Annotated in this window: 15 protein-coding genes and 2 tRNA genes; 8 read left to right on the forward strand and 9 right to left on the reverse strand. The window is 39.0% G+C overall.

All coding sequences use genetic code 11. From position 1 onward, the window contains the following. Positions 1-79: 79 nt before the first annotated feature. Both GGD38_RS16135 and GGD38_RS16140 read right to left on the reverse strand, forming a co-directional pair. Positions 80-1,207, reverse strand: coding sequence for a FecR family protein (locus GGD38_RS16135; RefSeq protein ID WP_375297276.1), 1,128 nt, complete (start codon positions 1,205-1,207; stop codon positions 80-82). Between the two features lie 120 nt (positions 1,208-1,327). Beyond that, the gene (locus GGD38_RS16140) at positions 1,328-1,870 is read right to left on the reverse strand and encodes an RNA polymerase sigma-70 factor (protein WP_375297277.1); all 543 of its coding nucleotides are present in this window, start codon (positions 1,868-1,870) and stop codon (positions 1,328-1,330) included. A gap of 207 nt (positions 1,871-2,077) precedes the next feature. Between GGD38_RS16140 and GGD38_RS16145 the strand changes: the two genes are divergently transcribed. The 5 genes from GGD38_RS16145 to GGD38_RS16165 all read left to right on the forward strand — a co-directional run bounded on the left by GGD38_RS16145 (position 2,078) and on the right by GGD38_RS16165 (position 5,406). Next, a tRNA-Ile gene (locus GGD38_RS16145) sits at positions 2,078-2,151 on the forward strand. Positions 2,152-2,442: 291 nt separating this feature from the next. Then, complete coding sequence (locus GGD38_RS16150; RefSeq protein ID WP_375297278.1) at positions 2,443-3,231, forward strand: outer membrane beta-barrel protein; 789 nt, start codon at positions 2,443-2,445, stop codon at positions 3,229-3,231. Between the two features lie 340 nt (positions 3,232-3,571). Then, positions 3,572-4,759, forward strand: a complete 1,188-nt coding sequence (gene hflX / locus GGD38_RS16155) for a GTPase HflX (RefSeq protein WP_375297279.1) — start codon at positions 3,572-3,574, stop codon at positions 4,757-4,759. A 40-nt stretch (positions 4,760-4,799) separates the two neighbouring features. Continuing rightward, on the forward strand, positions 4,800-5,156 hold the full coding sequence (locus GGD38_RS16160) for a Rieske (2Fe-2S) protein (RefSeq protein WP_375297280.1): 357 nt from the start codon (positions 4,800-4,802) through the stop codon (positions 5,154-5,156). 176 nt (positions 5,157-5,332) lie between these two features. Then, positions 5,333-5,406 (forward strand) — tRNA-Asn (locus GGD38_RS16165). A gap of 435 nt (positions 5,407-5,841) precedes the next feature. On the opposite strand, the gene GGD38_RS16170 is transcribed toward GGD38_RS16165, so the two are convergent. From GGD38_RS16170 to GGD38_RS16190, 5 genes are all read right to left on the reverse strand, one after another. Continuing rightward, on the reverse strand, positions 5,842-6,267 hold the full coding sequence (locus GGD38_RS16170) for a hypothetical protein (protein WP_375297281.1): 426 nt from the start codon (positions 6,265-6,267) through the stop codon (positions 5,842-5,844). Between the two features lie 136 nt (positions 6,268-6,403). Beyond that, entirely contained in the window at positions 6,404-6,895 is a 492-nt protein-coding gene (locus GGD38_RS16175; protein WP_375297282.1) for a hypothetical protein, read from the reverse strand. A gap of 62 nt (positions 6,896-6,957) precedes the next feature. Next, complete coding sequence (locus tag GGD38_RS16180) at positions 6,958-7,482, reverse strand: hypothetical protein (RefSeq protein WP_375297283.1); 525 nt, start codon at positions 7,480-7,482, stop codon at positions 6,958-6,960. A 17-nt stretch (positions 7,483-7,499) separates the two neighbouring features. Beyond that, positions 7,500-7,874: a hypothetical protein gene (locus GGD38_RS16185; protein WP_375297284.1), complete on the reverse strand. Its 375-nt coding sequence runs from the start codon at positions 7,872-7,874 to the stop codon at positions 7,500-7,502. Between the two features lie 32 nt (positions 7,875-7,906). Further along, positions 7,907-8,164, reverse strand: a complete 258-nt coding sequence (locus GGD38_RS16190; protein ID WP_375297285.1) for a helix-turn-helix domain-containing protein — start codon at positions 8,162-8,164, stop codon at positions 7,907-7,909. 390 nt (positions 8,165-8,554) lie between these two features. Between GGD38_RS16190 and GGD38_RS16195 the strand changes: the two genes are divergently transcribed. The 3 genes from GGD38_RS16195 (at position 8,555) to GGD38_RS16205 (ending at position 10,622) form a co-directional block, all read left to right on the forward strand. Further along, complete coding sequence (locus tag GGD38_RS16195; protein WP_375297286.1) at positions 8,555-9,448, forward strand: hypothetical protein; 894 nt, start codon at positions 8,555-8,557, stop codon at positions 9,446-9,448. 154 nt (positions 9,449-9,602) lie between these two features. After that, a complete protein-coding gene (locus tag GGD38_RS16200; RefSeq protein ID WP_375297287.1) occupies positions 9,603-10,187 on the forward strand; it encodes a hypothetical protein in 585 nt (194 codons plus the stop codon). A 48-nt stretch (positions 10,188-10,235) separates the two neighbouring features. Next, positions 10,236-10,622: a hypothetical protein gene (locus GGD38_RS16205; protein WP_375297288.1), complete on the forward strand. Its 387-nt coding sequence runs from the start codon at positions 10,236-10,238 to the stop codon at positions 10,620-10,622. Positions 10,623-10,792: 170 nt separating this feature from the next. On the opposite strand, the gene GGD38_RS16210 is transcribed toward GGD38_RS16205, so the two are convergent. After that, complete coding sequence (locus GGD38_RS16210; RefSeq protein WP_375297289.1) at positions 10,793-11,338, reverse strand: hypothetical protein; 546 nt, start codon at positions 11,336-11,338, stop codon at positions 10,793-10,795. Between the two features lie 30 nt (positions 11,339-11,368). After that, entirely contained in the window at positions 11,369-12,340 is a 972-nt protein-coding gene (locus GGD38_RS16215) for a relaxase/mobilization nuclease domain-containing protein (RefSeq protein ID WP_375303847.1), read from the reverse strand. Positions 12,341-12,357: the final 17 nt, after the last annotated feature.

The raw sequence follows: 12,357 nt of genomic DNA on the forward strand, positions 1-12,357 counted from the left end.
TCACTGCAATGAGGTTCCGCTTTTGTTTAAAGGTCTACGAACTGTTATTATGCATTTGCAATCGTTTTGATTTAAATAATCATCTATCTATAGTTATTTTATTACCCTGCATGGTATAATGAAATGCGGTTGCAATACTTATATAATCCAGGGCTTGTTGAATGGCCTCATTTTCGAAAGTTCCCGAGAACCGTTCTGTTTGTATTTTTTCATCCTTGAAGCTGATCTCCACATTATACCAGCGTTCCATTTTTTGCGCTATTTCAAGTAAGCTTTCATTATTGAACACAAGTTTGTTTTGCACCCAGGCTGTTTCAATCAGAATGCTGTCGCTGTTGGTATAGGTTAATTTGCCTACAGAATAAAACGTTTCCTTACCCGATGCCCCCGGCTTAGCGGTAAGCGGCGCCGTTGTGTCTTCATTATTTACTACCAGTTTTTCATTGGGGTGCAACACGATCTTTGCGTCGGGGCGGTTATGTATCAACACTTCTACCTTGCCATGCACCAGGCTGGTTTCGGTTTGTTTATCGCCAGGGTACGATCTCACATTGAAAGCAGTACCCAACACGCGAACATCTATATGACGGGTATGAATTATAAATGGTATTCTTTGTGCAGTTGAAGGCGAAATGGCTGGTTGTACTTCAAAAAATGCTTCGCCACTAAGGTCTACCTCTCTTATTTCGCCCCCAAAATCTTTATTATAGGTAAGCGAACTGCCGGCATTTAGCCAAACCTTTGACCCGTCGGGCAAAGTGATGGTGGTTTTAGAACCATTGCGGGTGCTTATATTATTTGGGGCCGCCTGGCCGGCCACAAAAGGGCGGGTTGAAATTGTTTTTAGTGTTACGGAATTATACCAATATAAACTGGCCGCCATTAGAACGGCAGCGGCTATACTAATTATAAAAAGCGATTTGCGGGAACGTCGTTGTGAATATGGTTCGTTGGGTTGGTATTCAACCTGATCGGCCTGGCTCCATTGAACGCCGGCATCATTCATTCTGCTGATATGACGATTGAAGGCATCGTCTACATCATTATTTGCAGGCGTTGGCAGGTTCCATAAGTCAGTTATGTTTTGAAGCGCATAATGCATGTCAGGATCGCTACGCAACAGTCCTTCCAGTTCGTTCAATTCTTCGGCACTTGCCTCACCAGCTAGTTTTTTGCCAACTAAAAACCAGGTTCTGTCCTTACTCATGTGTATATAAATAGTATATACTTATAAGGACACTACTTTAAAAAGCATACCCCCAAGAGTTTGAAAGATTTTTTTATTGGCGGTTCTTACATCTGTACAGGGAATTTCATACCAGGGTGATCATGAAGACAAGGTGGCGCGTATATCGAAATGGATAGCCAAACCAATTTTACGAATGGCAATAGCCATTTGGTTTTCAATAGTTTTCAAAGAAAGGTTTAGTAAGTCGGCCACCTCGCGATACTTAAGTCCGTCTTCCTTTATAAGCTTAAATATAAGCTGGCAGCGGGGTGGAAGGTCATTAATGGCTTTTTGCACCCGGTTCATCATTTCGGCAGTGAGCATTAGTTTTTCGGGATTAAAATAAATGCTCTGAAGCTGTACAAAGTACGGCTCGGGTTGCAGCATGGTTTTCTTTTGTGTACGGAGATAATTGAGCGATCCGTTCCTGGTGCTGATAAAAAGGTATAATTTGAGGTTATTGATACGGCTGAGGCCGGCCCTTTTTTTCCACACCTTAATTAATACGTCGGAAACTATTTCTTCGGCTACCTCGGGCGAACGCACGAAAGTGATGGCAAATTGTTGCAGGGACTTAAAGAACAGGGCAAACAATTCTTTATAGGCCAACTGGTCATTGTATAGCGCAATACGTTGTTGCAAATCCTGGATATGAGGGCTGGCAGGCATAATAAAAAAACGCAAATCGTCAGAAAAAAAGACCAAATAGGTCGCCCGAAAGCTGCTGCACCAGGTAATTTAAAAATTAAATGAGATTTCTGTGTGGGTACTGAATGAATTTCTATAATTTTGCTGCTCTTTCAAACGAAGCTCTTTTTATTCAAGATATTTTCCGACTAAACTCGGAATGGATCCTTAGCTCAGACGGTTAGAGCACCTGACTCATAATCAGGGGGTCGTTGGTTCGATCCCAACAGGATCCACACAGTTCTTATTTCATTGTTGGCTTTTTCTTCCTAATAATATAAGGAGAAGGGTTAGAGTACCCCTTACACTAGTCGACTCTTACTGGTCGATCAAAATAGGGTCTCTGTAGTGTTAATTTCCTTATTTGACGTATCGTTTGCCGATATCCCGATTCAATCGGGAGGGCTGATGCGCAAACAAAGTCAACCATACCTCATTTTGCCCATGGCAGTGCTATGGGCTTTTTTGTAACCTTAACCTTTCATTAACCCTGTGAAAGATACTTTTGACAATCATTTGAGAACAGTATGAAAAAATTGATTACGCTTTCCCTCGCATTGGCATTTGTATTTCCCTTATTTGCACAGGATTCAACTAAAGCAATAACTCCAGTTTCGCCGGCCCCGGAGCCTGCTCCCGCAGCAGCCAAGACGACGAAAAAGAACGAGTGGCTCAAGGCTTTAAGCCAACGTCACGGTAACGACCATTTCATGTTGCAATTAGGGTATAATGGTTGGTCTTCAATACCCGACACCGTTAATACCAAAGGTATACCCCGTAGTTTCAACGCATATTTCATGTTCGACTTCCCTTTTAAAACCAGTCCGCAGTTTAGTGTAGGCATTGGTCTTGGTTTGGGAACCGACAACTTCTACCTTAACAGAACCTCGGTTGATATTGCCGGCCTGTCGCACAACACACTTTCATTCAGCGCCGATACCGCCTCTAACTATTTCAAAAAATATAAAGTAGCCACCACTTACCTCGAGATCCCGGTTGAGCTTCGCTTTACCGCCGATCCTTCAAAACCAAACAAAAGCTGGAAAGGTGCAATAGGTGGTAAAGTAGGAACTATGTTAAGCGCCATGACAAAAGGAAAAACCCTTTTAAGCGCCAACGGTGGAACTATTAACAACTACACAGAAAAGATAAAATCAAAACGCTTCTTTAATAGTACACGCCTGGTAGTAGACGCCCGCATCAGTAAAGGCATCTTTGGAATTTATGGCCAGTACCAGATAAACAACTTCGTAAAAGATGGCGCAGGCCCCGACATTCGACCGTTTCAGATTGGTTTAACAATCAGCGGATTATAAAAAAAGCAGAGAAGCGCTAAAACATAAAGTTCAAAATTCATTGAGTCCGGAAGAAGGGATCGCACAAGCGACACTTCTTCCGGATTTTTTTGTGCCATAATCGGGACTAACAGGGACTTCACAGGGACATAGCAGGGACCTGGCAGGGACCTCATAGGGGCAAAATCCTTGTAAAGTCCCTATTAAGTCCTTTTTAAGCGCTTTTCAGGTCCCGGGAAATCCCAATACGCTTATTGCAAAATCCCAGTAAAGCCCGCGACGCAAATACAAGCAGCCTGATCACGGGAACCGCCGTCATTTCCGGTTTTTCAGCTTACTTTTGCACCACAAATCGAAGGAATTGTTAGACAAGAAGAATATCATTCAAAAAGAAGAGAAGGCTGTACTGGTAGGACTGGTACATAAATTACAAACTGAAGAGCAGGTAACCGAATACCTGGATGAATTGGCATTTCTGGCCGAAACCGCCGGCGCCAAAGCCGTAAAACGCTTTGTGCAGAAGCTTCCGCATCCCGATAGCCGCACCTTTGTGGGTAAAGGAAAGCTGGAAGAGATCAGGAATTACATTGAAGGCCGTGATATAAACATTGTAATTTTTGACGATGAGCTGAGCGGCTCACAGATCCAGAATATTGAAAAGGTACTGGATGTAAAGACCATCGACCGCAGTGACCTTATTCTCGACATATTTGCCCGCCGCGCCAAAACAGCGCAGGCAAAAACCCAGGTTGAATTAGCCCAGTATCAGTACCTGCTGCCTCGCCTGCGTGGTATGTGGAAACACCTTGAACGTTTGGGTGGTGGTATTGGGACCAGAGGTCCGGGTGAAACGGAAATTGAAACTGACCGCCGTATAGTACGTGAAAAACTGGCACTATTACGTAAGCGGTTGAGCGAAATAGACAAACAGGCAGCCACTCAACGTAAAGATCGCGGTGAATTTATTCGTGTTGCACTTGTAGGTTATACCAATGTAGGCAAAAGCACCATCATGAACCTGCTGGCTAAAAGTGAGGTATTTGCCGAGAATAAACTATTCGCCACACTCGATACCACTACCCGTAAAGTAGTTTTTGAAGTAACGCCGTTCCTGTTAAGCGATACGGTAGGGTTCATACGCAAATTACCACACCACCTGGTAGAAAGTTTTAAAAGCACACTCGACGAGGTACGCGAGGCCGACATTTTATTACATGTGGTTGACACCGGCCATCCGCAATATGAAGATCAGCTTGGCGTAGTAAACAAAACATTGCAGGAGCTGGAAGTGATAGATAAGCCAACGATCACCATCTTCAATAAAATGGACCAATACGAAAAAAACACGTTTGATCCGTGGCTGGAAGAAGAGGTGCGGGCCGAGATATTAAAAGATCTGAAAGAGCGGTGGGAAAATCAATTGCAGGGTAATTGTGTTTTTATTTCTGCAACCGAAAGATTGAACATCGACGAATTACGATCTACCATATTAAATAAGGTAAAGGAATTATACGCCATACGTTACCCCTATAAAACGGGTTTTTATTAATGGCGATGCGCCTTATTTACCTATTAGAGATTAAGTCTGCATGACCGAGAAAAAATACCAGTACCACCAGGTAGCCGAACATCCACAGGAGCTTACTTTTAATGAGCAGGGCATTGCTGTTACTGAGGTTAAAGGCAAAAAAATTTGTATTACCCGGCATCGCGAGCAGTGGTATGCATTTGCTTATAAATGTCCGCACGCGAGCGGTATAATGAGTGAAGGCTATGTAGATGCGGTTGGAAATGTAGTTTGCCCGGTTCACCGGTATAAATTCAGTTTACAAAATGGCCGTAATACAAGTGGGGAAGGATATTATTTAAAAACCTACCCGGTTGAAGTACGGGGAGAAGCGATATTTGTGGGTTTGCCTGATGGTGGATTGTTTGGGTGGTTGTAAGTAACACCGCTCCATTGGAGAAATTCAATGATGTGAAGCAAAAAAATTTCAATAAAACGTTGATTTTTCTTGAGCAAGTGTTGGTAGAAATAGAAATTTCCTTATTTTTGCTGCCCATTTCGGAGGGGCGGTAAACAACCACGGTTCTTACAGGTCAACGAAAGGGAAAAACAAATTCCTCCTTAGCTCAGTTGGTTAGAGCATCTGACTGTTAATCAGAGGGTCTCAGGTTCAAGTCCTGAAGGGGGAGCGCTCAAAAACAATAGCTTACAAAGCCACCTTCGGGTGGCTTTTGTCGTATTTGGGCGAATTTTCAAACAATTTTCAAACAGTCGGGACAGGTGGTGAAAAAGAGCTTGATTTCGTGAAGTTACGAATCGTAATTCGGTCTGTACTGGGAATTATTGACTATGACTTTTAAATGCCATACAATCAAACTGATAACCCCCATCCCATATTTGTTGATTCTAGGCGTTAATTGAGAATAAATCCATTTAGATTGGTGATGTTTTTCCGGACAACTCATATTTGTCATTTTTAAGCCGGATTTCAAAATCTTTTCATATTTGGTTTATGCTATTTTGTTGAAAGATTTTTTTAGAAATTTTCATTTATTGTCTTTGTTGCTCAATCAATTTTTTAACCCAATTCACATCATAAGCTATATGCTCTTGAATCAAAAACCTCAATTTTTCTTGTATGTCAAACTGTCGAGCAAGTGAAAGATATAATGAAGACTATCAGGAACATCTAATCCATAACTCATAAATTCTTCTTTAAAAAATAATATCTTATTATTTGTTTTATTTAAAGTATCATAAATGACAGGAAACTCCCTTCCTATTAAATTCTTTGACAACATTTCTAACTGATTACTTTCTATAGGAATAATTGCTTTATCCTTTACAAAATCTCCTTTTACTTCAAAAACATACTTGACGAAAATCCCCCTCCCTTTATGCACCATATCCATGCCTGTTATAGATCCTTTCCCTATCGCTTTATTGGCATTTAGCTCCCTTGCTTTTTTTTCTGAATAATTATAAATAATGATAAAAGCGCCAATCATAAATACCACAAAATACAATACTGCCTTTTCACTTCGTTTCATACTGTTCTTATTTGTTTACTTTGTACGAACCTGATAAATTAAATATTTTGGGTATTCTCAAAGGGAAAAGTGTATCGGGTGAAGAATCGAAACTATTATAAAAAAAAGAGTATTTTAATTATACCCAAATAGCCTTCTACTGGTCAAATTCTACAATCTCTAAAAGCTTATTGTCTCTGAAATCTATCAGGGTTCCTTTCCGAGTCTTTCCCACTCCTTTTATATCTACCGTTTTGCTCGTTTTTAAATTTGTGACTTCAATGCCTAATTCTGATTTGTTACCAACTGAATTATAGGTATCGCATATGCTATACTTATATCCCTTATTAATAAAATACACATAGTTCAGATCCATTCCCTCGTTCTGAACACCACCTCCTCTTAGATAAAAAGAGTACTTGAATTTATTCCAGCTATCCTTGTTCTTTTCCGGAAACTCAAACTCAACAGAGTCTTTAGTTCCATACCTGTACACGATATAAGCATTGGCTTTATCCTTTGCCAATAGTACATGTTTACCATTTTGGGTGTCAAAAGAAAATATTTCACTTTCACTTTTTAGTAAAAAATCTTGAGAATTAGCCGCCAAGAAAAAAAAGAGAAACACTACTATCAAACCTGTTTTCATATAGACACGTTTAAAAGAATTGATTTTTATTAACTTTTCCCTCTTGGACCGGCCCAGTGAGTTTAATGGCTGACGAAAGTTTTCCAATTTGATAGCTTCTCCTTTGTCTGTGAAAGACCCAATTTTGCAGGATTACTTATATAATCAGTTATATTTCCTTTGTGAAGGAATAAAGTTTCTCCCCAACCACCATAATAGAAATGTATATCTCCTTTTTTCTGTTTCTCTAACCAGTCCACAATATATTCTTTGGACTGATCTGAACAATCAATTTTAAAAGACGGAGTGCCTTCGGTGCCAAGCTCCTTGAGAGCCTGATAAACACAATAGCGAGATACGAGCTCTGGCCCGGACCAATTAACCAGCAAATAGACTATTGCCTTATCAATCTTAAGCACTTCATAAAAATCTTGCTGTGTGACAAGCTCTTCAATGCCATTTGTTCGTTCTAGATTATTCAGCAATTCGGCGGTAATATGAACTGGCTTATTTGTATTCAATTTATTCTGATCAAGATCGTTACCTATTAGCCTAATTTTAGCGGGCTTTTTCTTATTCCAAAACTTCTTTAGAAAGTCAAACCTCATAGAATCAATAACGTAGCTTACTTTTTAATCTTAGACCTATCATCTGTGATCCACAAATCAATCTGCTCGCCCTTATGGATATAGTTTTGCCTTCCGTCATCATATTTTTCTTTGGGATTTTGAATATAAACGATGAGATCTGAGATAGTAAAGTTTTTAATTTGATCGTCAGCAAAGATTAATCCCACTTCCAGTTTTTTACTTCTCAGCATTTGCATTGCCTCGAAAAGTGGCAAACCAACTAGACGAGGAACAGGCACTTTCCTAACATTTCTGTAATCTACATTCACTTTAACATGTTCACTTCCCTTTTCGTTTCCAATTGGATGGAACTGAGGATACGAAAATCCTTGAAAATAAAATAAAAATAATGACAAAAAAGAAGATATCATGTTACTATTATTGCTTGCAAACAATTGGTTTTTTATTTTTTAGATTTATCACCAGGCAAAGTACCATCGTAGTTAGTTAAAACGTGAACCTCCACATTTAAAGCTTTCGCTATTTTAAAAATTGTCAGAAATTCAAGGTTTTCCTTCCCTTGCTCATAACGGCTCAGGTCACTGTCGTTAATACCCGAAATTGTCTCCAATTCAAGCAATGTCAAATTCCTATGTTTCCGTACTTGCCTAATACGCTTTCCGAGCCTTTCAAGTTCCAATGTGAAATCTGAAGTTTCCATATCAAGAGTTGAACTCGCAAAGTCTGGGTATGTTAATAAAATAAAATGGGGTTATAAGCACATTTTTATGTTTTCTTATTTAAATTCGTATTGAAATTATAAGCTGATCAATACGCCTTTAAAAACGTATTGCATTATCACGAGTCTCGCAACACGAATCTGACAAATTTAAACCGCGAGAGTAAGTGAAGCCCAATCTTTATATTTACACTATAGGGTTGGGCCTATTTGCTCCTTCGCGGTTAACCACGAAAGTGGTGGGCTTTGTCAGAGCCCGTGTTGCAGGGGTGGTAGGCTACAACCCTTTTTTTAGCCCGTTATCTAATCCGTTCGTTTACGCCTACACTTCTGCAGGCTCGTATGTAATTATGTAAACTAAAACTTTTACATATGGAAGAGCCATTAACCAAATCCGCTTCTAACTTCGGCTTCAGCGGCAAATCTTACAACAAACATCCCCTGTGGTACAATGAGCCGTTACGCCTCACTGAAGAACAGAAAAACGATCCATCTCAGGTTTTCTACGAGTTTTTTCAGTGTTACCATTTAAACGAGACAAGAAAATTATTATGGGATTGGCTAACTGAAGTAGTTTCCAGTTCACGCAGCGTTTCTGAGGATCCACATGACCGTAATAATCAAATTTACTTTTATGAAAAAGTTGAGGAATTGATTGAAGCTGCATTATTAGTTACCAAATCAGCAAAGCCAAAGAGGGGCGAAGATTCAACTCTACCACTTATTGATGATAATAAGGAAAACGAAGAAATCCTTTGCAAGCCTAAGCGCCTAATTGAATATGTTGAAAGTGACCCTCTTTATGTACTTAAACAGGTATTCAGCCCAGATAAAGCGTTTATCGTTGAAGAAATTAAGGGGTGGCTATTGATCGGATTATCGGTGGATAGTACTGTTTATGATGAAGCTGAACAACGCAGCAACCTTATTGTTTTTCATGATCACTTGATTGCCCTAATTGAGGCATTGTTTGTAATTACCCTGCAAAACATCGATAACGCCGAGATAAAAGACCAAATTTCAGGTTTACATGCGCTTACTGAACTTACCCAATCACAGATCGCGGACCCTAAAAAAGTAATAGCCGCTTTTTTTGAAAAGTTCCCGATAAAATATGCCATCAGAGAATTAGACGACTGGTATGAAGCCAGCATCTCTTATTCGGGCGAATGGTGGGCTAATGTAATTTGTTTGCAGCAGGTTTGGGATATTTATCGAAATGTTCAATGTCTGATTAAATCTGCACAACAGCTGTTGAAACCATAAGCATATTAATCAACGCTAGTAAAAAAGTACATACAAGACAAAGCATCTCAAGTATGTAGTTTTTCAAAACATGGTCCGTTTTTAATCCGTTAGAATATTTGCCACTCACACGGCAGCTCAATTTAATCACCTTATAAAAATGAGTTAAGTCCCAATGGACAAAAAATATATACGATTGGATCGTCGCATTGATAAAAACCTTCCCGCAAGTAATGAAGAGAGGCTTTTGTACCTTAAAAACAAATACAAGAACCCTTTTAAGCTTTGCTTTTGTGAATTGATCGCTACGACGACATGGACTACAGCGGATGGCGTGTTTGCTAAAATCGCCCCCTTGCTAGCTAAAAGCAGGTGGGACTTGTGGATATTAGATCTCAATGAACTTGAAGACAATATCATAGATCAAATTTGGACATTCATTGAAAAGGATCGAGGACGTTTTTCTGTATCAAAGTATTTCTTTTCTCTTTGTTTTAAATTCATATCGAAATCAAGAAGAGATAAACTTGATAGCTATGGGAAAATCTATTATAAAATATTTATCGATCGGCTGCAAAAACTTGCAATAAATGATTCTCATAAATGGTTAGGTTATGCAATCGAGTATGCCGAAAACGAGATAGATTATTCAATAAAAGAAAATGAATATGTCAACCTTGTTGTATACTTCCTAATTAATCTTGATTGCGTGAGTAGCCGTGCTAAAATGTATGATTTGTGGCCAGGTTCTACTCTGTAATTTGTTAATACGCAATAATACTTTAACCGGTTTTAAAAGTTTGATAAAATGACGGATAAAAAGTGTTTGGCTTGCGATAGGCTTATTAAAGGTCGTTCAGATAAAAAATTCTGCGATGACTCATGCCGAAACAACTACAACAACCGGTTATACTCCTACTCACTTCCTGTTGTACGAAACATCAATAATATTTTACGTAAGAACAGGCGCATACTTGAAGAGCTTCTGGCGAGCAGAAAGAAAAAGATTTTAGTGATTGAGCGTAAAAAATTGGTTGAAAAAGGATTTCATTTTGAGTACTTCACGGAGCAAATTCATCCTGATAATAAGAAAGAATATTATTATTGTTATGATTATGGCTACCGCTCTATCGATAATGATAGAGTAGCGGCAATAAAAGATACCAGAAAGGTAAAAGACTATTCAAAACATTAATCATCGTAATTACCAATTAAAAAAGCTCAGAAGAAAATAATTTCATTTGCCAAGCAATAAATCGAACAATATAAATTAATGCAGTGGAAATAAGCCATTGTCAAAAAGATGCTAATCAGAGCCATTAAACCATAAAGCCCCGATGTGTCTACACCGGGACTTTTTACAATTTATCTATTAGCACTTTTTACCCATGCACTGTCCATTAATTTCCTGACATCTTTTTTACTCCCCTTATACAAATAATTCCAGGAGTCAGTAAATCTATCATTTTGCAACTGTTGTAATTTTACCTCTTTATTATTATCAGACCAATGAACAGCCCAATCGTAAAGAAAATTTAAGAATACAATTATTGCCAGCCACATAAACCATCGGCCAAAAACTATTTTATAGAACAGTTTGGCATCCTGTTCGGGAAATAGCAATAACTGATACTTCTTAGTTACGCTTTTACGCTGACCGCTTACTATTAATTTCGTTTCGGTCACTGCTTTCTTTAAAATATCTTCTATAGGTTTAGTATTAGTATGAACCGTTACATCCTTACGCTTGTCCAGCTTTTCTTCAAGTTGTATTAATTTTCCAGTTAAGCCATTCACTGCTATAACCAGGTCGCCTATAGATTTCGCGTGTGTCTTTTGTTCCTCCGAAAATTCATTCAATACGATCTCTAAACTGCCAGCTTCCACTTTTTCAATATTTTTAGGCTCCATATTTTAAAATTTTAAATGATAGAATGTTTACTATGATGGCTTATGCCGATGCTTTTTACGTCTGGCCTCTTTTAATAATTCCGGGCTTACTGACTGATCTACGTACTCCGGTTTCAGCAGGACGTTCAACAATTTGTCTAGCTGCTTTATCAACTCTAACACTTCAAAATCTTCCTGCCGGTTCGAATGAGTTGTCTTTAATAACAGCTTCTGAACAGGAGTATGTGCATTATCTATATCCCTTTGGAGAGCTATTTCCCGTAGTTTTTGTTTCTCCTGTTTAATTGATATTTCCTGTTTCAGATGAAGAATCTTTTCAATCTTAGCCAGCGAAAAACCAACCTCACTACCTTTTATCTTTACTTTTTTATCATCGACGAAAGAGATACCCCTACCTTTTAACACCGTATAACCTAGCGATTTCATTTTTTCTTCGAAGTGTTGAAAGGAGTTTACCTGCTTCAAAGTGTCGCGGATATCGGTTTTTAGTTTTTCTTTTCGACTATCAAGGCGCGGAAGGTGCCGCAGTTCTTCTGGCAAAAACCGGCGGGCACTTAATACTTCTTTTAGGTGAAACTGCTTTTCAAGCTGCCTGCAAAGGCCATCCATTTTTCTGTAACTGTAGTTATCCTTTGCAACTTTCCCATCAAAGCCCACCCTGTTGGCGACAATATGTATATGTGGCTCGGTGGTGTCTTTATGTAGTATAATAAGGTATTGATTGTCCGCAACTCCAAACTGTTTTGCGCATTCTTTTCCCATTTCTATAAGTTGGTCCCGGGAAAGTACATCACCTGGTGCAGGCCGAAGGGAAAAATGAAACACCGGCTTTTCAACTCTTTTACTCAATTTGGCAACATCTATAAACTGGCTGGTCAGCTCGCCCAGGTCTCCAACACACTTATTGAATTCTAAAATTTCAGCCCTGTCTTTGTGTTGCAATTGATCTTTCAGCGTTTTTAAAACCTTCTGTTCTTCGCTTAAATTGTTTTTGTCCTCCAAACAATACCTAATGCATT

This window comes from Niastella sp. OAS944 (assembly GCA_024809215.1).
Taxonomy (GTDB): domain Bacteria; phylum Bacteroidota; class Bacteroidia; order Chitinophagales; family Chitinophagaceae; genus Niastella.